The sequence below is a fragment of the Maribacter forsetii DSM 18668 genome, from assembly GCF_000744105.1.
GTDB classification, from domain to species: domain Bacteria; phylum Bacteroidota; class Bacteroidia; order Flavobacteriales; family Flavobacteriaceae; genus Maribacter; species Maribacter forsetii.
Genome location: NZ_JQLH01000001.1, coordinates 2,279,580 through 2,303,922, shown reverse-complemented (window position 1 = coordinate 2,303,922; position 24,343 = coordinate 2,279,580). Strand labels below are relative to the sequence as shown.

Below are 24,343 nucleotides of genomic sequence, written 5' to 3'. Positions count from 1 at the left end.
AAAGTTTTAAATTAATGATAGACTTAATTCACAAATAACTTTAAGCCTTTCATATCTAATATTTTAGATATTGGCAAGGTATATGAAAACAGAAATAATCAGTAACCCATTAAAATTAATAATTAATGGATTTGATTTATAAAAATGAGATTTATTAAGTGTAAAGATTTAATAAAAGCAAGAAATTATAACCACTTTTTCTTTTTAAAATAGAACATCATCCCCACAAATAATAGAATCATTACCACCCAAACAACATAGTATCCGTATTTATAATGAAGCTCTGGCATATGGTCAAAATTCATACCGTAGATACCTGCTATAAAAGTCAAAGGAATAAAAATAGATGCCATAATGGTCAATACCTTCATAACTTCGTTCATTTTATTGCTCATATTACTCATGTACATCTCCATTAAGCTCATAGACATTTCACGGTAAATCTGTAAACTTTCGTTGATTTCTATGGCATGATCCAAAACATCGCGCAAGAATAATTTCGTGTCTTTAGTAATCTTAGGATTTTCAGAATCTATTAACCTGCTAATTAACTCTTTTACAGGGTAAATCCACCTTCTAATTTTTAGAATCTCTTTTTTTAATTGCTGTATATTTTGGGCTACAATAGGCTCTGGGTTTTGATAGACCTCTTCTTCTAAACTCTCAATTCTATTATTTAGGTTTTCAATGGCTAAAAAATAATTATCTACAATAGCATCTAGTAAGGCAAAAAACAGGTAATCAGCTCCCCTAGTTCTAATACGACCTAGCTTACCGGTAATTCGTTCACGCAAACCATTGAAAACATCTGCCTTAACCTCTTGAAAAACCAAGACCGTATTCTCATGTAAAACAATGGCAATATGTTCCCCTATAATTTCTTCTTGCTCAGAAATATAAAGCATTCTAAATATGCCAAAAATATAATCGTCATATTCATCTATTTTAGGTCGCTGCTCGGTATTAACAATATCTTCAAGTACTAAAGGGTTCAAATTATAGTGTTTACCTAGTTTTTCTATAAAAGGCTCATCTGAAATACCGACTACATTCACCCAAGTTATTTTATCTGAACGATCTTCTTTAATAAACTGGTCTAAATCATCATATTGATTGGTTTCAAATCCATTAGCATTGTAAGTTGTGCTATATATGACACTATCACTTCGCTCCTTATCGCCCATATAACTAATGGTTCCAGGAGCTTTACCAAGCTTGTTTTGCTGACGAGATTTCTTCTTTTTTCTTTTAGGGAAATTAAGTTTCTTGTTTGTAGCCATGAACAATTTTTTATAAATATATTAAAACTACGTTCTACTTATTGAAGTGTAATTGGTTTAACATTAAACCAGACCCCGGAGCGATTGTATTTAGTTTTTGAGAAGACCCTGCAATTAAAGATTCTTTGATTTCATGTAAAGTGAGCTCGTTCTTGCCAAGCTGCACTAAAGCCCCCATAATCATTCGTATCTGATATCTCATGAATCCGCTTCCTACAACCTTTAAAATATAACTTTGTTCAGGAAAAAAGTTTGCGGTGAGAACATCGTTTGCCACAATGGTACAAGAATCAATTTCACGTACTGTAATGGTATTAGGCTTTAACGCCGCGGTATAAACACTAAAATCGTGCGTACCTGTAAATAATGTTGCTCCCTGTTTCATTAATTCCAAATCAAGTTCATCTATATAGTTAGTTATAAAAGGAGCGCTAAATGGGTGGTTCTTTGATCCGAAAGAAAAAAAATAATGATACTCTTTTGTTTTACTGTTTTTAATAATATTGAAGCTTTGATCAACAGATTCAATGGAAAGCAACCTAATGTCAGAGGGTAGGTTTTTATTGAAATTAACAAGGAATATGTCAAGATTTAAAATTGGTTCCTCAACAAAAAGCTCAAAAGCACCATCAAGAGAAGATACTTTTGAATCTGTTCTACCGGCACCTAAAATTTTATATGGAACATTGGGGTATAAAAATATAAAAGTTTTATTCAGCATACCTACTATAGTTTTAAGCTTTGGTTGCACTTGCCAACCATTAAACCTAAATCCCAAATACTGTAAGCGTACTAAATAACAAAAACGTTGTTTCTTCATAATGTAAATGTAATTACATTATAAACATAACCTGTAACCACATATAATTGTATTCATAAATTCTAATTTTGAGCCATTAATTCAGGTAGTAATTTTACTAAATATTCCTACAAAATTATTATAAGTTTTTTATTGTTAATTTGTTTAAAAAGCAGTAATATTAATGTATGGTTCACTTAAAACCAATGACTTGAACAACGAAGTTAGCCGTTCATCGAATTGTTTTAGGTAATAACTAAGCTTCCCCGTAATTGCAAAGAAACTATGATTCTCCCGAACCAATTAAAACTAATTTTATGAATTCTATTAAAGGATTACTTACCTGGAAGCGAACATTAATTACATCTATAGTCGTAATTTTTTTATTGAACATTTTTAGTTTTTACGGGTTGTATACCAACAAGTTTTACTTTTTTAATATTGATAATTACCTCTTCCCGATCTTATCCATCATTCACCTTGTATTTCTATACGTGCTTTGGTTTAAAATTAATGAAAATGAACTGAGCGATCCGCCTATGAGAACATTAGAATATGCTCTTTATGGCATATCATTGGTATACATATATAAGCTGGTAGACACGATGATAATGTTATCTAGCTATTCAGATTTTGAGAATCACATTATACCAAGTAGCTTTTTGCCTATCGGCTTCATAATACTTGCACTTTATGCCGTTCTGTTACTAGTAACCTTCTTGGCAATTGTTTATAGAAAAGAGATGGTAGGCACCTACATTTTTGATGACATGAACCAGCATGTAGATCATTGGAACAATTAAAAATAAAATAAGATATACCAAGCCTCGATAAGTTCTTATCGAGGTTTTTTTTTGCTTTTAAATTATGGGCAATTCACTTGTGACAAGGTATTAAATGATGAATAATTATTAGATACTCATGTAATTAACAAGTTTTTATACGACTTAATACGAAGCAAATTTGCCTTGCATCCCTCTTTTTACTTGCAATGTGATTTTTCTGTGATACTTTTTATCTTAATTCGTAATCCACTATGAAACGTATATTAATTATTGAGGATGATCCGGAAATCATCAAGCTATTAGAACTTCATTTATCAGATGTTAGTTATGAAACTACCATGGCAATGGATGGTAATGAAGGTTTGCAATCGGCTTTAGAAAATGATTATGATCTAATATTATTAGATTTAACATTACCAGGTTTAGACGGAGTTGAAGTATGTAGAAAATTACGTGCTACAAAAAACACTCCTGTAATTATGCTTACTGCAAAGTCTGAAGAGATTGACAGGGTTTTAGGACTAGAAATCGGTGCAGATGATTACATGACAAAACCGTTTAGCATAAGGGAGTTATTGGCAAGAATTAAGGCAGTTTTAAGACGAACCAATAAAGTAGAAAAGAAACAAGAAGACACTTCTATTATTCTTGCGGAAGGACTAAAAATAGACATAGACAAACGTAAAGTAGTTTTAGGGGATTATAAAATAGAGCTATCTCCAAAAGAATTTGAACTTTTGGTATTAATGGCATCAAACCCTGGCAGAAACTACACTAGAACAGAATTATTAAATATTATTTGGGGTTATAACTTTGAAGGGTATGAGCATACCGTAAACTCGCACATCAATAGATTACGTGCCAAAATAGAATCTGATATGGCAAACCCAAATTACATTTTAACCACTTGGGGTGTAGGGTATAAATTTAATGAAGAGATAATAGCATGATAAATAACGGCAAAACTCTTACTCCTAAATTGATAAAGAAACTATGGGTAGCCTTCATATTTCTTATCATACTTATGGGAGCTTCGTATATTTTTATTACAGGCTACCTAACACTAAATTACAACAAGGCAATTACTCAGCGAGTAAATGCAAATGTTGCAGATCATGTTATACAAGAAAAATTTCAAAATGCCGCTCCCTTTCTAGAAGATGGTAATGTTAATAAAGAACTTTTTGGAGATTTAATGCACGATATGATGGCCGTAAATCGCGGCATTGAAGTTTACTTATTGAATAAATCAGGTGATATTCTGTATTCTGTTGTACTTGAGCATAATGAAAATGAGCCTATGAAGTCGGTGGCTTTAGAGCCTATTAAAAAATATATTGATACTGGCGGACAAGAATTTATTTTGGGAGACGACCCCTTAAATCCTGATGAGCAAAATATATTCTCAGCAGCACCATTTTCCATTGATGGGCATGAAGGTTATATATACATTATTGTTGCCGGTAAGCAATTAGCCCTGATCAGCGATAATTTATTTAGCTCCTACTTTACTAAATTGAGTATTGGAGCCATACTATTGACCATGGTTTTTGCCGCATTGATAGGCATATTGAGTATTTGGTTCTTGACCAAAAATCTAAGGTTGATTACACAAACAGTACGTAAGTTTCAAGAAGGGGATTTAGATATTAGAATTGAAAATCCTAAGCAATCAGATATTGAAGTGGTAGCCTTGTCTTTTAATGAAATGGCAGATACCATTGTCGATAACATGGACAAAATGAAGTCTGTCGATAATCTACGTAGAGAACTGATAGCCAATGTATCTCACGATTTACGTACACCCTTAGCTGTTTTAAAGGGATATATAGAAACGCTACAGATCAAAAAAGATACACTGACCGAGAGTCAAAAAGAAGAATATTTACAAATAACACATAACAATATTGATAAGCTCTCCAGCTTAATAAACCAGTTGTTTGAGTATTCAAAATTAGAAGCTGAACAGGTTACACCTATAAAAGAACCCTTTTCTATTACCGAACTTTCTCATGATTTGATTGCTAAATTCAGACTTCTAGCGGAGGAAAAACAAATTCACCTTCAATTAGAAAACCCTGAAGATAATTGCATGGTACATGCAGATATAGGTCTGGTTGAAAGAGCACTACAGAATTTAATTGAAAATGCCATAAAGTATACGGAACCTAATGGAAAGGTTACGTTGAGTCTAGTTAAAATGGGCAAACAGATTGAAATTAATATTACAGATACTGGTAACGGAATACCTGTAAGCGACCAACCTTTTATATTTGACAGGTATAAACAAGTAGATAAAAGTACGCAGAAAAGAGGCTTAGGTCTTGGCTTGGCAATAGTCAAAAAAATAATGGATTTACATGATACCACAATCGTAGTTTTAAGTAAACCCTATGAAGGAAGTTCTTTCATATTTAAACTGCCCGCTTATCAATTACAATGAATTTAATTTTGCTGTGAAAAAGAGAAAGCCCTATTGGTAATGAATAGGGCTTTTTTGATTTTAGATATCTTTCAAGAAACTACTGTAGAGATCCTTAAACTCGAACCCATCGGTGAATCTTTGTTTGTTCAATTTTTTGAAGGAAACCAATCCCCATAACAACAATTCTTTTAAGAAGTATACATCTTTAGCATCATAATCTGGCTGATGGTCTTTTAATAACTGATTTAAAGCAGGAATACCATCTAAAGCACGTTTATATTCTTCATCAGTGAAGTCGTCCATCAACTCAAAGCCTTCTCCTTGAAAAAACCAATGTAACAACTCATCATAAACCGTTTCTTCATCTTTACGTTCAAGTTTATTGATTTTCGGAAAATACTTTGGAAACAATGTTTTTACGGCATCATCTATAAGAATACCAGCAACTCCGTCGGCTCCCTCCTGCTCTCCTTCATACACCAATTCTATTTTACCTGTAATTGCAGGAATGATTCCTAAGAAATCGCTCAAACGAACCATGGTATTATTTCCACCATTCAATAATGATCTACGCTCTGCGGTACTTAATAAGTTTTCAAAAGCGGTAATACTAGTACGTGCACTAACACCACTTTTAGCATCTACGTATTCACTATCACGAGCTTCAAATATAATTTGCTCTAATAAGTCTTTTGCTAAATCTGGAACATAAACTGCATCTGTTTGTCTAGAATCTAACTTAGCTTCTTGCTCGGTAATTTTTCTAGCTATCTCAATATCATCTGGGTAATGCGTTAAAATTTGGGACCCAATTCTATCTTTCAGCGGAGTAACGATACTACCTCTATTCGTATAATCTTCTGGATTAGCCGTAAATACAAACTGAATATCCAAAGGCAATCTCAATTTGAATCCACGTATCTGAATATCTCCTTCTTCCAAAATATTGAATAAAGATACTTGTATACGTGCCTGTAAATCGGGCAGTTCGTTAATCACGAAAATACAGCGGTTGGCACGAGGAATCATCCCGAAATGAATCACTCTGTCATCTGCATATGACAATTTTAGATTTGCCGCTTTTATAGGGTCTACATCTCCAATTAAATCTGCCACAGTAACATCTGGCGTAGCCAATTTTTCAGCAAAACGTTCATCTTTATGCATCCAAGTAATAGGGGTATCATTACCTTTTTCTTTGATAAGCTCCATGGCAAATCTAGACATCGGTTTCATAGGGTCATCATTAATTTCAGAACCTTCTACAACCGGTATATATTCATCTAACAGATTTACCATTAAATGCGCCAAACGTGTTTTCGCCTGACCACGAAGTCCCAATAAATTAATGTTATGACGGGAAAGAATAGCACGCTCTAATTCCGGAATTACAGTATCTTCATAACCCCAAACCCCAGGAAAAGCATCTTCTCCTTTCTTAATTTTTTCTACAAGATTGTCTCGCAACTCATCTTTTACACTTTTAGTTTCGTATCCGGCAGCTTTTAAGGCTCCCAACGTATGTATATTTTTATAATCTAATTTCATAGTATTCTTTTGGTCTTATTTCAATCTTTTTTTTCTGTTTGCTTCGTAATCTTCAAATATCATTTCACCCAATCCTTTTAATCCAGTGAAAAAAGCCTTCCCCTTATTCGCTTCGGTAAAATGTCGAATAAATTGCATTAAGTAAGGATCTTGAGCGATCATAAATGTTGTTATCGGTATATGAAGCTTACGAGCCTGGCGCGCCATATTATAGCATTTCTCCACAATAAAATCATCTAAGCCAACACTGTTTTTATAATACGTACCGTCTGGCATGCGAAGACAACTTGGCTTACCATCGGTAATCATAAATATCTGTTTATTGGTATTTCGCTTTCTACGAAGCATATCCATCGCCAATTGTAAACCAGCCACTGTATTGGTATGATATGGACCCACTTTTAAGTACGGCAAATCTTTAATAGGTATAGGCCAGGCATCGTTACCAAATACCAAAATATCTAAAGTATCTTTTGGGTATCTGGTCGTAATCAGCTCTGCTAAAGCCATAGCCACTTTTTTAGCAGGAGTAATTCGGTCTTCGCCATACAAAATCATACTATGACTAATATCGATCATAAGTATGGTACTCATCTGCGCTTTGTGTTGGGTATCTTCTACCACCAAATCATTTTCACTTAAATGAAAACTACCTACACCGTGATTGATTTGAGCGTTTTTAAGACTCTCGGTCATAGATATGTTTTCTAGACCATCGCCGTAACGGTATTCCCTAAGGTCACCCGTATGTTCATCTCCTTGTCCAGATTTACCAGTTTTATGATTACCGGCACCACTTCTTTTAAGTTTACCAAAAATTTGGTCTAAAGCACGCTGACGAATGATACGTTCCATCTTTGCGGTAATGGAGATATCTCCGCCACCGGAACCTTCTTCGCCGTCTTGTGCGTCGCCACCGCCATCTTTAAACTCTTCGCGTATGTAACCCTTTGCCTTTAATTCTTCAATAAAGTCTTCAATGGTATAGTCTTCAGTAGTAAGTTCATACTCCTTGTCTAATTCTCGTAACCAATCAATAGCTTCGTCAAAATCTCCAGAAGTATGTGTAATAAGCTCTTGGAAAATATCGAACAGCCTATCAAAAACTGATTGTTCGGGTGCTTCATAAGTTTCAAAGCGGAACCCCTTTCTTATATTCATAGCCATACTATAAAATTAACACTTTTAGGTTGGATGCCCTCGCCTTTTGGGAAATGTTAACGTATTTGGTTGTTCGTTGTTGGTTGATCGTTGACTGTTGTCGGTTGGCTGTTGTTGGTTGTCCGTTGATGGTTGACCGTATTGAGTTGGACGCTGTACGCTGGTCGCTGAACGCAATACGCTGTGCGCTTTTCGCGTGGCGCTTAGTGTTTCAATGAAGTAACTTCGGCTACGCTCAGTTACCGGTATTCAATAATTTTATTTACGAACAACTAACAACGATTAACAGATAGCGAAAAGCGTACGACGATTAGCGCATTGCGCAAAATTATTCGTCTTTGCGAGGAGCTTTTTGGCGACGACGCAATCTGTTTGTTTCGTGTACCAAAGCCACAGATTGCCGCGCTTTGCTCGCAATGACGTTTAAATGAAGTAACTTCGACTACGGGAGACAAATAACATTTAGCAATAATCAGTTGGCTGTTTCAGTTTTCAGTATGCAGTTTCAGTAGGCATGATACAACAATAGCGAAAGGCGCGCGGCGATTAGCGAATGGCGGATTGCAAATGGCGCAAAAGAGTTCGTCTTTGCGAGGAGCTTTTTAGCGACGAAGCAATCTGTTTGTTTCGTGTACCTAATCTACAGATTGCCGCGCTATGCTCGCAATGACGTTTAAATGAAGTAACTTCGACTACGGGAGACAATTAGCAATAAACAATTGACAATAAACAATTAGCAATAATCAGTTGGCAGTTTCAGTATTCAGTATTCAGTTTCAGTTTTCAGTATGCAGTATTGATATTTCAACAAACACTATTAACTAACAACGAACAACGATTAACGAAAAGCGAACAGCGAAAAACAAAACACCAACAACCGACAACCGACAAACGACAACCATCAACGGACAACCAACAACTAAAAAGATAAACCATCAACAAGCAACAAACATTAATCAAACAGATACAAGGCTTTTTAAGCACTCCGCCACTTTGGGAAGGTGAACAGTTTGGTGTGCCTCAGTTTCAATTTCCTGAAGTAGCGATAAATAGTTTTGTGCCCAGTCCCATTCCAGAGAATTTACGGTTGGGGCATCAGATGGAATATGTATGTAAGCAGTTTTTAGACCAAAGTGATGCATATGATGTGCTTGTTCATAATTTACCCATACGAGATGGTAAACAAACCATTGGAGAAATAGACTTTATACTGAAAGAAACCGCAACACGGCAATTGATACACGTAGAACTTACCTATAAGTTTTACTTAATTGACGTGGAAATAGAGAACCCAATTCATCAATTAGTCGGACCCAATAGAAGCGATGCATTTTATAAAAAACTACAAAAAATCAAAAACAATCAATTCTCTTTAGTACATACTGACATTGGAGGATCCGTACTATTAGAGAAAGAAATAGATACTACAAATATTAAACAACAAGTATGTTTTAAAGCACAACTATTTAAACCATATAAAGAGGATAATTTACAACTAGCCCCATTTAATGCAGATTGTATTGTTGGTTATTGGCTGCGACTAAAAGATTTTAATGAAAATAGATTTTCTTCATTTCAATTCTATATACCTACTAAAAGTGAATGGGTATTTCATCCATTTGAAGAAGTCGCATGGGTTTCTCACGATGAAATTGTTATAACCATTACAGAACGTCTAAATAATAAAAGTGCTCCTATGGTATGGATGAAGAAAGGTGCTACTGAATTTGAAAAGTTTTTTGTGGTTTGGTGGTGATTCTTGAATATTAAATTTTTAGAAGGTATTGATTAGACAGTTTTAAATATTTAGTATGTTTAATTATCTAGATTTCGATTAGTTATAACAATAAATAACACGTTAAAGCTTCATAAAATAATAACTGATTGTATATTTGATAGCATCAATTGATAGCATCAGCATGAAACCACCTTATGATATTACTCTCAAAATATTAAAACTGATTTCAGCTATATCAGAGAAATTAGGAGAAATAAATGCCAACTTTTTAGACAAACCCTCTCCTACACTAAGAAAGCAAAACAAAATTAAGACAATACACTCCTCACTAAAAATAGAAGGAAATACGCTTACCGAAGAACAGATTACTGCTTTACTTGAAAATAAAAGAGTAATTGGACCTCAAAAAGACATTCAAGAAGCTTTAAATGCAATTAACGTTTATGAGGATTTAGAAAACTACGAATCATCTAACGGAAAATCATTTTTGAAAGCTCATAAGGTATTAATGACTGGTTTAGTAGAGAAACCGGGAGCATACAGAAAACAAGGTGTAGGTATTGTAAAAGGTTCTAAAATTGAACATTTAGCTCCACCGTATGATAGAGTACCGTTTTTAATGGCAGACTTATTCGATTATTTAAAAACGGAAGAAATTGAGTTAATTAAAAGCTGTGTTTTTCATTATGAAATGGAGTTTATCCATCCATTTATAGATGGAAATGGTAGAATGGGACGATTATGGCAAACATTAATATTGACCGATAAGTATCCTATTTTTGAATATCTTCCTTTTGAAACCTTAATCAGCGCTGACCAGGCCCGGTATTACAAAACATTATCAGAATGCGACGGGCTTGGAAATTCAACTCAGTTTATTGAATATATGCTTGAAATTATTGACAACTCACTAAACAGCTTGTTAACTTTTAATAATCGAAATTTTAATAGAACTGATCGGTTAGATTATTTTAAATATTTGAATAAAACTGAATTCACCAGAAAAGATTATATGAATATTTTTAAGGATATTTCTTCTTCTACAGCTACAAGAGATTTAAACATAGGAATTGAATTAGGAATATTCTCAAAAAGAGGAGCACATAACAAAACAACATATTCAATAATTGGGGATAAAAGTCATTAATCGAAATAGAAGTGCTCCCGTGGTTTGGATGAAGAAAAACAACACCACATATGAGAAGTTCTTCGTAGTATGGTGGTAAGAATTATTTCTTAGTTAAATACTCAAATACCTGTTAATAAATGTTGACAGCTCTTTTTTTATGTGGGTGAGAATTAGATTACTTTTATAGATGGAATATGTGTAATTGTGCACATATACAATTGTTACCAGTAATTTGAAAAACAGAATTGAATGAATAACGAACTTTTTAAGAAACAACTAGATTCCATCATTGAAAAGTTTGATGAAATGGGTAGAAAAGCAGAGCACAACGATTTAAGTGATTTGCCTAAAGCAGATAGACAAAGTTTAGTGACTAGAGGAATTGCTTCAGTTCATCGAATTTCTGGAGTTAACTCTACCTATAGTTTAGAAATCCAAAGAATAATTCAAAAACAACCTCATTTACACTTACACACATCTTCTGTAATTGGCGTTGTGAAAGCTTTGAATGAAGATTTGGAGTTAGGCTATTTACAAAATTTAGCAGAAATTGTTCATTCAGAAGTGTTTTCTGATTTTCTAGAAATGTCAAAATATCTAAATGAAAATGGATATAAAGATGCGTCAGCAGTAATTGCTGGTTCTACTTTGGAAAGTCATTTAAGAAAAGTTGCTTCTAAACATTCTGTACCATTTGAGAATAATGGAAAACCTGTAAAAGCGAATAAATTAAATGCCGATTTAACAAAGGCTGGAGCTTATGAATTACTTGACCAAAAAAATGTAACCGCCTGGTTAGATTTACGTAATAATACAGCTCACGGAAACTATGAAGAATACGAATCCGAACAGGTCAAACTTCTAATTTCTGGAGTCCAAGATTTTATTACACGAATAAGAGCATAGAAATCACTAAATAAGAAATGGAGTACAAACCAGATATTAGAATAAATAACCCTATTTACCTACTACGTCAGGTTCAAGAATTATTACTTATAGCCGAAACACATAAAAATTCCTCATCTCTTATTTATGCCTGTTTAGAATGTAGAATTGCTCTCGAACTTTTAGATTTAAATTTAATCTTACACTCTGTTAAAAGTGAAGAACGAGAACAGATTATTGAAGATTCAAAACCCAAAAATGGTATTGATAGAGTAAACAAGAAGATTGGAAGTTTAAAGCACAAATATCAGTTATTCTTTCAAGCTATTTGTGAATTGTTTGATTTTGGAAACGAATATTACAATTATAAAAAATCCAAGGATTTACAATACAGAGTAAGCACATATATTCATTCATATCATATGACAGACGAGGAACTGAAATTTGATTCAGAGAATATGCATACCTGTCTAGAATTAATTAAAGAAGTAGATGATTTTATTAAAACATCATTACCTATTGAAGATGGAGCATATATAGTTTTGGGAATTGAAATAGAAACAATGCCCGAAGAAGATAAGTTAGTGTTAAATGAATGGAAAAGTTCTAATACAATGAACTATGATGATTTGAAAGAAAAGTTATCTAAAAACCTAACGTTGAGAAGAGAAAATAAATAAAAACTACTGGTAACAACGTGTATAAAACATAGCTAGTAAGTGCTAAATCGAAAGGTTTCTGCTTATTTGCAAAGACCGCCAAATTTTTAAATTTGGCTTTTAAGATTGATAAGATAAAAACAAAATATAAAAATTCGGCTCTGTGTTAATCCGAAAAATTAGCGTCTTTTTACACGCTACGTTTCATACACTGAGCCGTTAGGCAATATTTAAAAACAAAATTTGCATTAAAATGAATTCCAATCTTACTTCAATCTTAAAAAACGTAAAAAGTGTCCATAATGATTTAGATAAAGTTATTGGGTCAATTGATAATATGTGTAGAAAAGGCTGTGCTCATTGTTGTTATCAACCAATTGAAATAGTCGCGTGCGAAGAATTACCAATTGCCGAGTATATCAATAATAGAATTGGTTCAGATTTATACAAAAAAGTAAGAAAACAAATAATGGATTGGTCAATCCATTTTAATGAACATTTTGCAGGTTTTGAATCTCTTAAAACTGTTGACGATGTATCTCACGCTAACAGAGCTTATAGAGAAAAAGTAAATGAGGATAGACTAGCGTGTCCTTTTTTGGTAAATAATCTTTGCAGTATATATGAAGTAAGACCTTTATCCTGTCGTTCGCATATTGAATTAGAATCAGCTACCCTATGTGAAAAAGATGGTTTAAAAGAATCAACAAATAACATTAAAAAAATAAGAAATTATCATTTTGAAAAACTAATAAAAAATCCAAATTCAACCTTGAGATATTTGCCTGTTGCGATTTCCAGAACTTTTGGATTTAATAAAATCTTCAAGCCTCATCCAATGATTAAATTGAATTAAGAAATGTTTTTAAGAGTGAGCAAGTGGAATAAAAAAACATTGCCTAACAATGGTAACCGTTGCACAAGTCATTAATCCCTGAAAAAACGGATTTATACAAGCCTCTTTACGGGGCTTTTTTTTGGTCCGCTCAGAAAGGGAAAGCTAATTTTAGACGTTTTAAAGAAGGACCTGTAGGCTTCCCCATTTTAGGACATCTCTAAATTCGATAAATAAATCCTTATATTGCTATAAGGTAAAGATGCCCATACTGGGCACACACAATACCTATAGCAAATAGGGCATAAAGTATTAAACTTAATGGCTTGGGTATATTTGCAAAGTCCGCCAAATCTTTTGGATTTGGCAATTAAAAAAGAAAAAATAATTACAAATCAAAAAGCTCTGGCTCGCAGACCAGACGGAAACGAAAAGTTTCCTTGCCTGCCCTACTTGCCATAGCCGCACCGTTAGCTAAAATTTTGAAAAAAGACACGGAGAAGAATTTAATAATGAAATTACCATTTTTAATAGTGACATTTTTTTTATACGTATCTGTAAATGGACAAAGTATTGAAGGAAAGTATTGTTGGTCCTTTAAAAACAAGTTTATGGGACAAATTACTCGATGTCTCGATTTTGACGGAAACGGAAGATTTATATCGGAACTCATAACTGATGTCGGAATAATTGAGGAAGGTGATTATGAAGTTTTAGGTGACAAACTAATCATAATATATGACTTGGAAGACAATACAGAGTACGTCAAAAAAGACTACGAAATGTTCAACATTAAAAAAAATGAGGGTTGGAGTTTTGAGAAGTATTATGAGATTTCTACAGGTGTTAAAATTGGCGAAAGATTAAAAAGAGAATTTATTATCCTAAAAAATAAAACAGAAAAACTTAAACTGAAAAATCTTGCAACAAAAAAAAGAATTACACTCTATAAAAACTTTAGCTAACAAAAGTAACCGTTGCACAACTCCTTTTATAAAATAAATAGATGAAATTCAGATGGTTTAATAAAATTAAACATCTAATAACCAGCTGTTTATGATATTGATAAACTTAAAAAAATAGGTTTTTAAGCTTATTTTATGGTTGTGCAACAGGCACAAATGCTATACGTAATGCGGACTATAGGGCAAAACCGAAAGGTCTGTGTATAATTATAGTATATTCAAACTAAGAACCAAACATACGAGCCCAACCGTTAGAAAATATTAATGACCAACGAAGAATTAGACAAAATCATTAAAAAAATAGAGCATGAATACTCTAAATCAGAAGCCTATTTTGACTCTGAATTTAATGAAGATTTTGGTTTTGCTAAAGGGAATAAATCTGGTTTGTTGCTTTACGCTAAAGAATTTCTAAAAGCGGTCAGGGAAATTGATAAGAGAAAATTTGACGAAGGAGAAATGGAAGTCTATAATCCCGATTTTGATTGGATAGATGGAATTGATAGTAATCCCTTTCAATATATAAAAATTACAAAAAAAAATAGTGGAAAGATTAAACCTAAAAAGCAAAGGGAAAATGAAAGCTGGAAAAGTAAAATGCTTGGAATAGGGTGTGTAGTTTCTCTAGTTTTTGTCGTGATTTTCAGTATAATTGGAATGATAACCTTTTTTAAATGGTTATCTTAAAATAACATTTGTTAATACAACCCTATAACCAATTTTTTATATAAGATTTATATTATAATTCGATGATTGATTTAGATAAATATTATAGCCATTTGGGTGCTTATGAATTAATAGAAATCATCGAATCAAATAGTGATTACAAACCTGAGGTAATAGCATATTGTAAATTAAGAATTGACGAACTGAATTTAGAACTAGATGTTATAAAAACACACGCCTCAGTTGTCCTAAGGAAAAGATTTTCTAAATATTTCACTGATGGAAAATATAAAATAGATGAACCTATTATTTTAGATAGTGAATATTTAAATAGATATGAAGTAAAAAGGTGTTTTGATGAAAGTAAAGCTGAACACATAAGAAACTGGAAATTTATGAGTGATGGTTTACAGTAATTAGGAGAAAATCAAAAAAAAGCCAAACCATACATTGGGCTTGGCTATCTACTACTACTACTACTACTACTACTACTACTACTACTACTACTACTACTACTACTACTACATTTAATACCTTCTACTCTACCGTATAAATTACCGTATTTTTCTGAGTAACCCTAAAGTAGCCATGGGCATAATTATCTGGGTTGGTGGTGTTAATGCAGTTCCCTTTTACATCAACCGGTGTAGCTTCAAAAATACCTACGCCGCCCATTTGGTCTATAACAATATCTATATAGTTAAAATATGATCTAGAAATACCGTGCATGCTGATATTTACTACATCGCCAGGTAATAACGGTTTTATTTCTTCGTCCTCGTCATCATCAATTTCATACCACCAATCAACCTCGTTACCATTTATGAATTCATCATCGCCAGTTTCCAATGTTGGCAACAGGTCTTGTGGTCTTTCAAATTTAAAAAGGTAATTATCGCCCTCTTCCTCAAAATCGGTAAATACAATATGTAACTCAATGGTTTCATCATCAAATCCGTCTTCCGTATCCTGGTAAATATCGGTAATATCAGGTACGGGGTTCATGGTGTCTTCGGCAACATATCGTTCGCCATCATACAAAATCTCTAAGGTATATGTCGCTTCTAATTGTGGTTCAAAGGTACTTGTGGTGTATGTGCCGTTATTCTGATCGGTAAAAAGAAAGACTTCTCCCGTAGCGTTATTGGTCACGGTAACTTCCGCACCTGTAACATTGGTGCTTTCGGTTTCAAAAAAAGGTGTTGACGTACGTAGGGTAATCAACTGCTCATTACCGGTAGTTCCCTTTTCCCAATCTAAGGATGCCTCTACCACCAAGCGTAAAGTATCGGTCTGTACATCAACATCAATAACATCTTCACAGCCGATTATAGCAACCGTGAACAGGGCTAGCAATAGTTTTATATAGTTTTTCATGAAATTAAAATTTAAAATTATAGGTGATGGATGGTACAATACCGAAAATGGCGGTTCTGGTAGCTTCATTGGCTCCTGTTTCTATATTCTGACCAAAGGAAACCGATGCCGCATTTTTACGATTATAGGCATTGTATATACCCAATACCCACTCGCCTTTTAATTTTGCATTTGGTTTTCTGTTCGGTTTATAGTTCACCGATAGGTCTAAACGATGATAGGCCGGCAATCTATCGGAATTTCTGTCGGAATAACTGGCAATGGAAACACCCTCATACTCATATTGCCCATTAGGATACGTAACAGGTCTACCCGTTTGAAATACCAAATTGGTACCAAAGCTCCATTTATCGTTTAATTTATATGACCCCGAAACAGAAACATCATGCGTTCTATCATAAGGCGTGTTGTACCAATTACCGTCGTTAATACCGAGTCCACCAGCATTTCCACCAGGGGTACGCTGTTCAGATTTGGAAAGGGTGTAAGCAATCCACCCTGTAAATTTACCTTCGTTCTTACGGAACAATAGCTCCAATCCGTATGCTCTAGATTCCCCTTTTAATATTTCGGTTTCAATGGTATTTTGCCCAATAAGGTCAGAACCATCTATATAATCAATTCTATTATCGGTATTCTTATAGTACACTTCAGCTTCCATAGAATAAGCTTTGTTCTTAAAATTACGGAAGTAGCCCAAAGCATATTGATTAGATAGTTGAGGGTCTATATATTGTCCGCTTGGTGCCCAAACATCTAAAGGAGTTGCAGAAGAAGTATTCGATAACAAATGAATGTATTGCGCCACTCTAGAGAAACCAGCTTTTAATGAAGAATTATCATCAATTGTATAGGCAAGTGAAGCTCTAGGTTCTAAATTTCCAAAAGATTTAATGGCATCTCCATTATCGTAAACCGTCTCCCCTATTGCAGTACCGCGCTCATATATACCTAAGTTTGAATTGTAGACTACTGGTTGGTCATTTTCATATTCCGTCATGGGTTGACCACCCAATCTTGTAAACGCACTATAACGCAACCCGTATTGAGCCGTTATTTTATTTGTCAATTTATGCTCGGCATTTACGTAGACGCCGCTTTCGATAGCCTTTTTATTATCTAACAATAAAGGATTTACAGCAGAGGTTTCAGAAGTTGGCTTTATCTCGCCGGGATCAAACTGATAATATATTCCGCTTGCGCCAAAATCCAGTTTGAATTTATCGCTAAAATAATATTTAAGATCATATTTAAGATTGTAATTGGTAATAGACGACACCCAATCAAACTCAGCCGAAGTAATGCCCAATTCATAATCATACTTACTATAGATAAGGGAAAGATTAGAAAACAGTTTTTCGTTAAAAATATGGTTCCAACGAAGGTTTGCGGTGGAGTTACCATACGAACTACTAAAGTTTTCTCCCAGCTCAAAAGCATCCCTACCAAAATATCCGGAAAGAAAAAGTCGGTTGTTCGTATTGATCTTATAATTCGTTTTAAGGTTTAAATCGTAAAAGCTAACACTGTTATCCTGTCCGGCAGCTTTCAATAATAGATCGGCATACGAACGTCTACCCGCAATTAAAAAAGAGCCCTTTTCTTTGAATAACGGAGCTTCAAGCGCCAAACGGCTAGATATTATGCCAATACCACCCGTGGCGGCAAACCTTTTACTGTTTCCATCCTTTTGTCTCACATCTAAAACCGAAGAAACACGACCACCATAGCGTGCGGGAATACCACCTTTATACAGTTTTACATCTTTTATGGCATCTGCATTGAAGACCGAGAAGAAACCGAACATGTGCGATGTGTTATAAATAATAGCCTCATCTAACAGCACAAGATTTTGGTCCCCAGCACCGCCACGTACATGAAAACCGCCAGTTCCTTCACCATTATTGGTAACACCCGGTAACATTTGTAAGGACTTTAGAATATCTACTTCGCCCAAAACCACCGGCATTTGTTTTACGGTTTCAATGTTCATTTTAAGAACACTCATTTCGGGTTTACGCAGCACGGCAATTTCAGACTCCTCTGCCGTTACCTCTACTTCATCTAATTGGGTAGAAACTTCAGAAATTTCAAAATTGATGTTTTGGTTGCTGTTCAGGTTTACATCCTGTTTAATATCAGCATACCCCATATAGGTAATGAGTAAGCGATACTCACCTTTTGGGGCAGTAATGGAATAAAAACCATATTCATTGGTCACTACACCAATACTAGTACCTTCTAAAAAAACGGAAGCCCCAAAAAGGGTTTCACCGTTGTCAATGTCGGTTATTTTACCACTTATGGTATAGCTTTCTTGAGCTAAAACCGGAGTGTAACTAAGTAATAAAATAATAATACTTGTGACGCTAAGCCACCTTAAGCGCACTTTACGCTTTCCTTTTTTAATCATGTTGTTTGTTTAATTGATTGATGAATACCGCAATATGACTATATCCTTTCAAAAATGTTACACCAAAAATTAATATTTAAGAAAATGCTAACATTGACGGTCATATTTTAAACACAATAATGTTTTAAAAATATGCCCTGTTTTTAATTAAAACGGTAAATTTCGAGCCAAACTAAAAACTCAGCTTACCAAATGAAAAGCCTTACCAACATTCCGCTCCTTTTCTTTATATTTTTCAGCATATCCATTGCTGCTCAAGAAACGGAATACGCTGATCTACTTCAAAATATAGATGCCAGACAAAAGACATCATTAAATGGAAAATGGGATATTATCGTAGATCCATTAGAAAACGGATTTTACAATCACAGACTGCAAGAGTATGATAAGGGTTATTTTAAGAATGCAAAAATGCAATCGCCTTCTGACCTTATAGAATATAATTTCGATACCAGCCTTCAGTTAAATGTACCAGGAGATTGGAACACCCAAATGGATAAGTTATACTACTATGAAGGCACATTGTGGTACAAGAAAGATTTCAATTATACGCCCACTAAAAATGAAGAAAGCTTTCTATATTTTGAAGCAGTTAATTATGAAGCAATCGTTTATTTGAACGGAGAAAAAATTGGTAAACATGTTGGAGGTTACACTCCGTTCCAATTTAATGTCACAGATAAGCTCGTTGAAGGAAATAACTTTGTTGTAGTTAAAGTCGATAACAAACGTAAAAAAGAAAATGTACCTACCGTAAACCAAGATTGGTGGAACTATGGTGGTATAACTAGGTCTGTTCATTTAGTTACCGTTCCTAAAAAGCATATATCCGATTATTCAGTTCAATTGGAGAAAGGGAAATATAATACCATTAATGGCTGGGTAGCTGTAGCAAATTCTGATGATGGCGAAACGTTAAGCATTCAAATACCAGAACTTAAGAAAACAGTAAAGGCAACAGTTACCAATGGAAAAGCTTCTTTTTCAATAAAAGCCAAACCTAAATTATGGTCTCCAAAATCGCCTAAATTGTATGAGGTAATAATTGAAACCAGTACTGATAAACTAATCGATCATATAGGATTTAGAAATATTTCTACAGACGGCTCAAAAATATTGGTCAATGGTAAGGAAACCTTTTTAAAAGGAATTAGCATTCATGAAGAAGCAGCCTTTAAAACAGGTCGTATTGTATCTGCCGAAGAATGCAAAGTACTATTGAACTGGGCAAAAGAATTGGGTTGCAATTTTTTACGACTGGCACATTATCCACATTCCGAGGCAATGGTGAAAGAGGCAGAAAAAATGGGCTTTTTGATCTGGTCAGAAATTCCCGTGTATTGGACCATACAATTCGATAATGAAGACACATACGCCAATGCTGAAAATCAATTGACCGAGATGATTTCCCGAGATAAAAACAGAGCTGCGGTGGTTTTATGGTCTATGGCAAATGAAACACCTGAAAGTGAGCCACGTTTATCGTTTATAGGAAATTTAGCCCAAAAAGCACGACAATTAGATGATACACGATTAATTACAGCTGCTTTAGATACGCAAGGCAAGGGTGATGATGGTAATTTAATAGAAGACCCGTTAGGTGAAGTCGTTGATGTTATTGGGATCAATAATTATTGCGGATGGTATTATGGTGATTTAGATTCATGTAGTAGTATTAAATGGGCAAGTGCTTACAACAAACCAATGATCATGAGTGAAATTGGCGGTGGGGCTTTATATGGCTTACATGGTGATAAAAATGAAAGATGGACAGAAGAATACCAAGATGAACTCTTTAAGTCTAATATTGAAATGATGAAAAACATCGATTTTATGTCAGGATTATCTCCATGGATTTTGATGGACTTTCGTTCATCAAGACGTCCACTACGACGAATTCAAGATGATTTCAATAGAAAAGGATTGATCTCTGAACAAGGCATGAAGAAGAAGGCTTTTTTCACCTTACAAGAGTATTATCTTGAAATGGATAAGAGATAATACTATTAGATATGCTAACTGAGAATTTAAAATTTTTAGTTAGCATATTTTCCTTCTACATACGAAGATAGAATACTGCTATTCGGTGTTTTACAATTTTGCGGAAAATCATAGAAATAGATACACTTAGGCAATCCGTTTTTAAAAGTAATACGCACAGATCCTTTGCTATTACCACTAAACCCGGAAAAGTTATAATTGGCACTTAACACCATTGGTCTGCCTTGGGTGTCACGAGATGATGTTGTTACTCCAGAAATACTTCCCTTAGTATATCTGTTAAAAGACCATGTTTGAGATTGATCATAAACCAAATCATCAACCAACTTACCAAAGTTTTGATTGCCTGTTGGCCCGCCAGACTTTTTCATCGTAGTATACTTACTGTCTTCATTCATTCGTATACCAGGTTCGTTCAGCGCAAAAAGTTTTAAGTTTTCTTCAAAGCGTTTTAAACCGGGACTATCACATGGGTTAAGTTTAAAAATTTTAGACATGTCATTTTTAAGTCCCGTTGCCTTATGAGCCATATCCACAGAATTACCCATGCTATTAGGGTCGGTAATCATCTTCATCATCGTACCTAGCCCATTCGCTCTTTGTTTACCTTCAATTTCCATTTTAGCATCATATAAATCTGGCTTTGCATACAATCCGCTACCTACCCAAACGTATTCAACACATATTCTACTCACCTCTATGCCGTAGCCATCGGTAGTCACCTCTTCTGTTGCACAGGTTTGATTCATAATTTCTACTTTATTTGCTGGTAACGAATTAGCACATTGCCCACCGTAAGCCCTTAAGTATTGCCCAAAAATTAGTAGAAATTGCATGTCATCTCTACTAACGTCAAGTTCTTCGAAATGACCACGGAAAATATAATCGTAAAATTCAGCGTAATAGAGTCCGTCTGTATTCAGCTCTAAAACTTCTGAATTATCTTCTATAGATATTGGTTTAAAATGATGTGATTTAAAAAATGAAGTGAAAAGTAGCCATATGAAACTTAGTAGAAATACTCTAAGAAAAATAACAGATGATTTCATAATTTGGTGGTGGTTTTAAAATGAAACATTCTGAGGGATAGTTAAAGATATAAAATTTATATTCACTTAGTAATGAAGTCATTGAAATAAAAAAGCGATTAATGTTTAATTAAACATTAATCGCTTTTTTAGCTTTGTATTTTAAACTTATCCAGTATAAGCACCAGAAGAATACGTTAATTCATAACTATGTGTGTATACTTCGAAAACGATTCCGAAAGGGTCTTCTACATAACACATTTTGTATGGCTTGTCTTTTGGATAATACTCACGAATCGGCATTCTTTGCTTACCACCATTTTCCACGATTTTGGCAACCAAATCTTCAATATTAGGGTCTTGAATACAAAAGTGAAACAAACCGGTATTAAACGGACTAAACTCCGCAGCTTCTTTTACTCCATGAGGAAAAGAGAATAACTCAACACCTATTCCGTCAGAAGTTGACATGTGGGCAATTTCAAACTCTTCCCAATCATCGCCAAAGACATCAATACACATAAGACCGATAGCGGTTTCTTTCTCTTTCTTAATTTTTGATGGTTCCATAATAACATACCAGCCCATTACTTCTGAGTAAAATTTTACAGCCTTTGTAATATTAGGAACTGTAATGCCAATATGTGAAAATGATTTGGGGTATGCTGTATTTGTTTTCATATCTATTATTTTATAGTACAAAATAAATCTATATTTGCCTTATTGACAATAACTTACCTAAAAGTACTATAGTTACCAAAAAGAGTTAATTACTGATTATCAGTTAGTTATATTTCATATGAATTCAAAAAAATATTGTCCCTTAGACCATACCATGAATTTAATTGGTACAAAATGGAAACCCATTGTACTTTTTCATCTTTTGGAGGGTCGGGTTCGGTCTGGTGTACTACAAAAAAAAGTACCGGGCATATCAAATAAAATGTTTACCCAAACCGTAAGAGAGTTAGAAAAAGACGGATTGATTATACGCGAGGTTTTCCCAGTAGTACCTCCAAAAGTAGAATATGGCTTAAGTGAGCGTGGAAAATCACTGGAAAATATTCTATTGAGCTTAGATTCATGGGGAGCAAAAGACAACTCTAACAATCTAGTATAAAACTAATTAACTATTCATTAACACAACAAAATACAGAATATTGGGTTTTACTAAAAAAATATCGGTTTGATCGAAAATAAAAAACCTACTAAAATCTATTCACAAGAAGTAATTGACACCCAGCATGTATTTACAAAAGATGATACCGTTTACATAAAAAATAACGCGTCAACCGAAAGTAAAGACAATTGGTCTCCTATAAAATTTAAGTGGGTTTCAGTAGATAAAGTTTAAGACAAATTAGTGTTTGAATAACCCACAAAACCTGATTACATTTGAGCAACTTGTAGTTGCTGGATTATGTCGTACAAAATCATTGAAATTACTTCTCAGGAAACATTAGTCATTAGACACCAGGTTATGTGGCCCAACAAGCCTTTAAATTATATCAAATTACCTAAAGACAACGTGGGAAGGCATTACGGTCTATTTTTAGAAGACCAATTAACATCAGTAATCTCTCTGTTCATACATCATAAGGAAGCCCAATTTAGAAAATTTGCTACATTAGAAAGTCACCAAGGCAAAGGATATGGTAGTATATTATTAAATGAAATAATGCAAATAGCCGCTACAGAATCACTAACAAAAATCTGGTGCAATGCTAGACAGAGCAAGACTAATTATTACACTAAATTCGGGATGATAGTAACCAACAAAACTTATGTGAAAGGTGGAATAGATTTCGTAATTATGGAGAGAACTTTTCCTTAAACCAAATAAAATAGGGTTAGTTGTTGACTTTAATCAAGAATTAAAACAAAGGTCTATTAAGCACACTAGTACAACAGATAAACTCCAAAATAGAATAGGTTAACAACGGTTATCCTAAAAGCAAATACCTATTTAATTGCCTTTAAGCTATTAAATAGGTATTGTTTTAATTTATTAAAGTATTTAAATTACTTTTTCCTCTTCATTAGTTCCGCTTCAATATCTTTTAGCGTAAAACCTTTTGCTTGTAATAACATTAAATAGTGAAATAGTAAATCTGCGCTTTCATACAAGAACAGTTCATCATTATTATCCATTGCCTCTATAACAGTTTCAACAGCTTCCTCCCCTACTTTTTGGGCAACTTTGTTGATACCTTTCTTAAATAAAGAAGCTACATAAGATGTACTGTCATCTGCAGTAGTTCTTCGTTCTTCGATAGTGCTTTCCAATTCCGAGAAAAATCCAAAATTAGAATTATTTTTTTCACTCCAGCAAGTATCAGTACCTGTATGACACGTTGGACCAACTGGATTTACATTAATTAAAAGTGAATCGTTATCACAATCGTTTTTGATGGAGACCAAGTTTAAAAAGTTTCCGCTCTCCTCACCTTTTGTCCATAACCGCTGTTTTGAGCGACTAAAGAAAGTTACTTTTCCAGTATCGGTAGTCTTAGCTAATGCATCTGCATTCATATAACCAAGCATTAATACATTTTTAGTTCGTGCATCCTGTATGATTGCAGGTACTAATCCGTCACTCATTTTCTCCCAATTCGGCGTATTAAACTCCATATGTATTGTATTCTAATT

24 protein-coding genes are annotated in these 24,343 nt (G+C 34.0%); 15 read left to right on the top strand and 9 right to left on the bottom strand.

The window, feature by feature from the left end:
* Nucleotides 1-185 precede the first annotated feature (185 nt).
* Nucleotides 186-1,280 (bottom strand): magnesium/cobalt transporter CorA, encoded by a 1,095-nt coding sequence (gene corA / locus P177_RS09650; RefSeq protein WP_036154272.1) that lies wholly within the window; start codon nt 1,278-1,280, stop codon nt 186-188.
* 34 nt (nt 1,281-1,314) lie between these two features.
* Nucleotides 1,315-2,100, bottom strand: coding sequence for a tRNA pseudouridine synthase A (locus P177_RS09645; protein WP_036154270.1), 786 nt, complete (start codon nt 2,098-2,100; stop codon nt 1,315-1,317).
* 296 nt (nt 2,101-2,396) lie between these two features.
* Between P177_RS09645 and P177_RS09640 the strand changes: the two genes are divergently transcribed.
* The 3 genes from P177_RS09640 to P177_RS09630 all read left to right on the top strand — a co-directional run bounded on the left by P177_RS09640 (nt 2,397) and on the right by P177_RS09630 (nt 5,307).
* Nucleotides 2,397-2,882: a hypothetical protein gene (locus tag P177_RS09640; RefSeq protein ID WP_036158155.1), complete on the top strand. Its 486-nt coding sequence runs from the start codon at nt 2,397-2,399 to the stop codon at nt 2,880-2,882.
* A gap of 233 nt (nt 2,883-3,115) precedes the next feature.
* A complete protein-coding gene (locus P177_RS09635) occupies nt 3,116-3,814 on the top strand; it encodes a response regulator transcription factor (RefSeq protein WP_036154268.1) in 699 nt (232 codons plus the stop codon).
* Nucleotides 3,815-3,843: 29 nt separating this feature from the next.
* Complete coding sequence (locus P177_RS09630) at nt 3,844-5,307, top strand: sensor histidine kinase (RefSeq protein ID WP_245233021.1); 1,464 nt, start codon at nt 3,844-3,846, stop codon at nt 5,305-5,307.
* Between the two features lie 60 nt (nt 5,308-5,367).
* Here P177_RS09630 and P177_RS09625 read toward each other — a convergent pair whose 3' ends face one another.
* Both P177_RS09625 and P177_RS09620 read right to left on the bottom strand, forming a co-directional pair.
* Nucleotides 5,368-6,837 (bottom strand): MoxR family ATPase, encoded by a 1,470-nt coding sequence (locus tag P177_RS09625; protein WP_036154263.1) that lies wholly within the window; start codon nt 6,835-6,837, stop codon nt 5,368-5,370.
* 15 nt (nt 6,838-6,852) lie between these two features.
* Nucleotides 6,853-8,004 carry a vWA domain-containing protein gene (locus P177_RS09620; protein WP_036154262.1) on the bottom strand — a complete coding sequence of 384 codons (1,152 nt, stop codon included), beginning with the start codon at nt 8,002-8,004 and terminating at the stop codon, nt 6,853-6,855.
* 1,009 nt (nt 8,005-9,013) lie between these two features.
* Here P177_RS09620 and P177_RS09615 point away from each other — a divergent pair.
* The 9 genes from P177_RS09615 to P177_RS09580 all read left to right on the top strand — a co-directional run bounded on the left by P177_RS09615 (nt 9,014) and on the right by P177_RS09580 (nt 15,291).
* Nucleotides 9,014-9,754: a DUF1853 family protein gene (locus tag P177_RS09615; protein ID WP_157486521.1), complete on the top strand. Its 741-nt coding sequence runs from the start codon at nt 9,014-9,016 to the stop codon at nt 9,752-9,754.
* A 163-nt stretch (nt 9,755-9,917) separates the two neighbouring features.
* Entirely contained in the window at nt 9,918-10,883 is a 966-nt protein-coding gene (locus P177_RS09610; protein ID WP_036154258.1) for a Fic family protein, read from the top strand.
* A 231-nt stretch (nt 10,884-11,114) separates the two neighbouring features.
* Nucleotides 11,115-11,771 (top strand): hypothetical protein, encoded by a 657-nt coding sequence (locus tag P177_RS19405; protein WP_051941786.1) that lies wholly within the window; start codon nt 11,115-11,117, stop codon nt 11,769-11,771.
* 17 nt (nt 11,772-11,788) lie between these two features.
* Nucleotides 11,789-12,430 carry a hypothetical protein gene (locus P177_RS09600; protein WP_036154256.1) on the top strand — a complete coding sequence of 214 codons (642 nt, stop codon included), beginning with the start codon at nt 11,789-11,791 and terminating at the stop codon, nt 12,428-12,430.
* Between the two features lie 232 nt (nt 12,431-12,662).
* Nucleotides 12,663-13,265, top strand: coding sequence for a YkgJ family cysteine cluster protein (locus tag P177_RS09595; RefSeq protein WP_036154254.1), 603 nt, complete (start codon nt 12,663-12,665; stop codon nt 13,263-13,265).
* A 300-nt stretch (nt 13,266-13,565) separates the two neighbouring features.
* Complete coding sequence (locus tag P177_RS20075; protein WP_157486520.1) at nt 13,566-13,706, top strand: hypothetical protein; 141 nt, start codon at nt 13,566-13,568, stop codon at nt 13,704-13,706.
* 149 nt (nt 13,707-13,855) lie between these two features.
* Entirely contained in the window at nt 13,856-14,209 is a 354-nt protein-coding gene (locus tag P177_RS09590; protein ID WP_157486518.1) for a hypothetical protein, read from the top strand.
* 264 nt (nt 14,210-14,473) lie between these two features.
* Nucleotides 14,474-14,896 carry a hypothetical protein gene (locus P177_RS09585; RefSeq protein ID WP_036154251.1) on the top strand — a complete coding sequence of 141 codons (423 nt, stop codon included), beginning with the start codon at nt 14,474-14,476 and terminating at the stop codon, nt 14,894-14,896.
* Between the two features lie 62 nt (nt 14,897-14,958).
* Entirely contained in the window at nt 14,959-15,291 is a 333-nt protein-coding gene (locus P177_RS09580; protein ID WP_036154249.1) for a hypothetical protein, read from the top strand.
* A 121-nt stretch (nt 15,292-15,412) separates the two neighbouring features.
* On the opposite strand, the gene P177_RS09575 is transcribed toward P177_RS09580, so the two are convergent.
* Nucleotides 15,413-16,252 carry a DUF4249 family protein gene (locus P177_RS09575; RefSeq protein ID WP_036154246.1) on the bottom strand — a complete coding sequence of 280 codons (840 nt, stop codon included), beginning with the start codon at nt 16,250-16,252 and terminating at the stop codon, nt 15,413-15,415.
* Between the two features lie 4 nt (nt 16,253-16,256).
* The gene (locus P177_RS09570) at nt 16,257-18,665 is read right to left on the bottom strand and encodes a TonB-dependent receptor (RefSeq protein ID WP_051941785.1); all 2,409 of its coding nucleotides are present in this window, start codon (nt 18,663-18,665) and stop codon (nt 16,257-16,259) included.
* A gap of 192 nt (nt 18,666-18,857) precedes the next feature.
* Between P177_RS09570 and P177_RS09565 the strand changes: the two genes are divergently transcribed.
* Entirely contained in the window at nt 18,858-20,666 is a 1,809-nt protein-coding gene (locus P177_RS09565) for a glycoside hydrolase family 2 protein (RefSeq protein WP_036154244.1), read from the top strand.
* Between the two features lie 35 nt (nt 20,667-20,701).
* Here P177_RS09565 and P177_RS09560 read toward each other — a convergent pair whose 3' ends face one another.
* Both P177_RS09560 and P177_RS09555 read right to left on the bottom strand, forming a co-directional pair.
* Nucleotides 20,702-21,715, bottom strand: a complete 1,014-nt coding sequence (locus P177_RS09560) for a hypothetical protein (RefSeq protein ID WP_036154242.1) — start codon at nt 21,713-21,715, stop codon at nt 20,702-20,704.
* Between the two features lie 147 nt (nt 21,716-21,862).
* Entirely contained in the window at nt 21,863-22,375 is a 513-nt protein-coding gene (locus P177_RS09555; RefSeq protein WP_036154240.1) for a VOC family protein, read from the bottom strand.
* Between the two features lie 118 nt (nt 22,376-22,493).
* Here P177_RS09555 and P177_RS09550 point away from each other — a divergent pair, with 118 nt between their 5' ends.
* Together P177_RS09550 and P177_RS09545 are read left to right on the top strand one after the other, a co-directional pair.
* Nucleotides 22,494-22,814, top strand: coding sequence for a winged helix-turn-helix transcriptional regulator (locus tag P177_RS09550; RefSeq protein ID WP_036154239.1), 321 nt, complete (start codon nt 22,494-22,496; stop codon nt 22,812-22,814).
* A 300-nt stretch (nt 22,815-23,114) separates the two neighbouring features.
* Complete coding sequence (locus P177_RS09545; protein ID WP_036154237.1) at nt 23,115-23,528, top strand: GNAT family N-acetyltransferase; 414 nt, start codon at nt 23,115-23,117, stop codon at nt 23,526-23,528.
* A gap of 188 nt (nt 23,529-23,716) precedes the next feature.
* On the opposite strand, the gene hisIE is transcribed toward P177_RS09545, so the two are convergent.
* Nucleotides 23,717-24,325: a bifunctional phosphoribosyl-AMP cyclohydrolase/phosphoribosyl-ATP diphosphatase HisIE gene (hisIE, locus tag P177_RS09540; protein ID WP_209435184.1), complete on the bottom strand. Its 609-nt coding sequence runs from the start codon at nt 24,323-24,325 to the stop codon at nt 23,717-23,719.
* Nucleotides 24,326-24,343: the final 18 nt, after the last annotated feature.

Bases quoted from the DNA above. Each gene is read 5' to 3' on its own strand.
- P177_RS09550 (WP_036154239.1), top strand. From the start codon at position 22,494: ATGAATTCAAAAAAATATTGTCCCTTAGACCATACCATGAATTTAATT.
- P177_RS09555 (WP_036154240.1), bottom strand. From the start codon at position 22,375: ATGAAAACAAATACAGCATACCCCAAATCATTTTCACATATTGGCATT.
- P177_RS09590 (WP_157486518.1), top strand. From the start codon at position 13,856: ATGGGACAAATTACTCGATGTCTCGATTTTGACGGAAACGGAAGATTT.
- P177_RS09575 (WP_036154246.1), bottom strand. From the start codon at position 16,252: ATGAAAAACTATATAAAACTATTGCTAGCCCTGTTCACGGTTGCTATA.
- corA (WP_036154272.1), bottom strand. From the start codon at position 1,280: ATGGCTACAAACAAGAAACTTAATTTCCCTAAAAGAAAAAAGAAGAAA.
- P177_RS09635 (WP_036154268.1), top strand. From the start codon at position 3,116: ATGAAACGTATATTAATTATTGAGGATGATCCGGAAATCATCAAGCTA.
- P177_RS09620 (WP_036154262.1), bottom strand. From the start codon at position 8,004: ATGGCTATGAATATAAGAAAGGGGTTCCGCTTTGAAACTTATGAAGCA.
- P177_RS09580 (WP_036154249.1), top strand. From the start codon at position 14,959: ATGATTGATTTAGATAAATATTATAGCCATTTGGGTGCTTATGAATTA.
- P177_RS09645 (WP_036154270.1), bottom strand. From the start codon at position 2,100: ATGAAGAAACAACGTTTTTGTTATTTAGTACGCTTACAGTATTTGGGA.
- P177_RS20075 (WP_157486520.1), top strand. From the start codon at position 13,566: ATGGCTTGGGTATATTTGCAAAGTCCGCCAAATCTTTTGGATTTGGCA.
- hisIE (WP_209435184.1), bottom strand. From the start codon at position 24,325: ATGGAGTTTAATACGCCGAATTGGGAGAAAATGAGTGACGGATTAGTA.
- P177_RS09585 (WP_036154251.1), top strand. From the start codon at position 14,474: ATGACCAACGAAGAATTAGACAAAATCATTAAAAAAATAGAGCATGAA.
- P177_RS09610 (WP_036154258.1), top strand. From the start codon at position 9,918: ATGAAACCACCTTATGATATTACTCTCAAAATATTAAAACTGATTTCA.
- P177_RS09560 (WP_036154242.1), bottom strand. From the start codon at position 21,715: ATGAAATCATCTGTTATTTTTCTTAGAGTATTTCTACTAAGTTTCATA.
- P177_RS09565 (WP_036154244.1), top strand. From the start codon at position 18,858: ATGAAAAGCCTTACCAACATTCCGCTCCTTTTCTTTATATTTTTCAGC.
- P177_RS09600 (WP_036154256.1), top strand. From the start codon at position 11,789: ATGGAGTACAAACCAGATATTAGAATAAATAACCCTATTTACCTACTA.
- P177_RS19405 (WP_051941786.1), top strand. From the start codon at position 11,115: ATGAATAACGAACTTTTTAAGAAACAACTAGATTCCATCATTGAAAAG.
- P177_RS09595 (WP_036154254.1), top strand. From the start codon at position 12,663: ATGAATTCCAATCTTACTTCAATCTTAAAAAACGTAAAAAGTGTCCAT.
- P177_RS09570 (WP_051941785.1), bottom strand. From the start codon at position 18,665: ATGATTAAAAAAGGAAAGCGTAAAGTGCGCTTAAGGTGGCTTAGCGTC.
- P177_RS09545 (WP_036154237.1), top strand. From the start codon at position 23,115: ATGTCGTACAAAATCATTGAAATTACTTCTCAGGAAACATTAGTCATT.
- P177_RS09625 (WP_036154263.1), bottom strand. From the start codon at position 6,837: ATGAAATTAGATTATAAAAATATACATACGTTGGGAGCCTTAAAAGCT.
- P177_RS09640 (WP_036158155.1), top strand. From the start codon at position 2,397: ATGAATTCTATTAAAGGATTACTTACCTGGAAGCGAACATTAATTACA.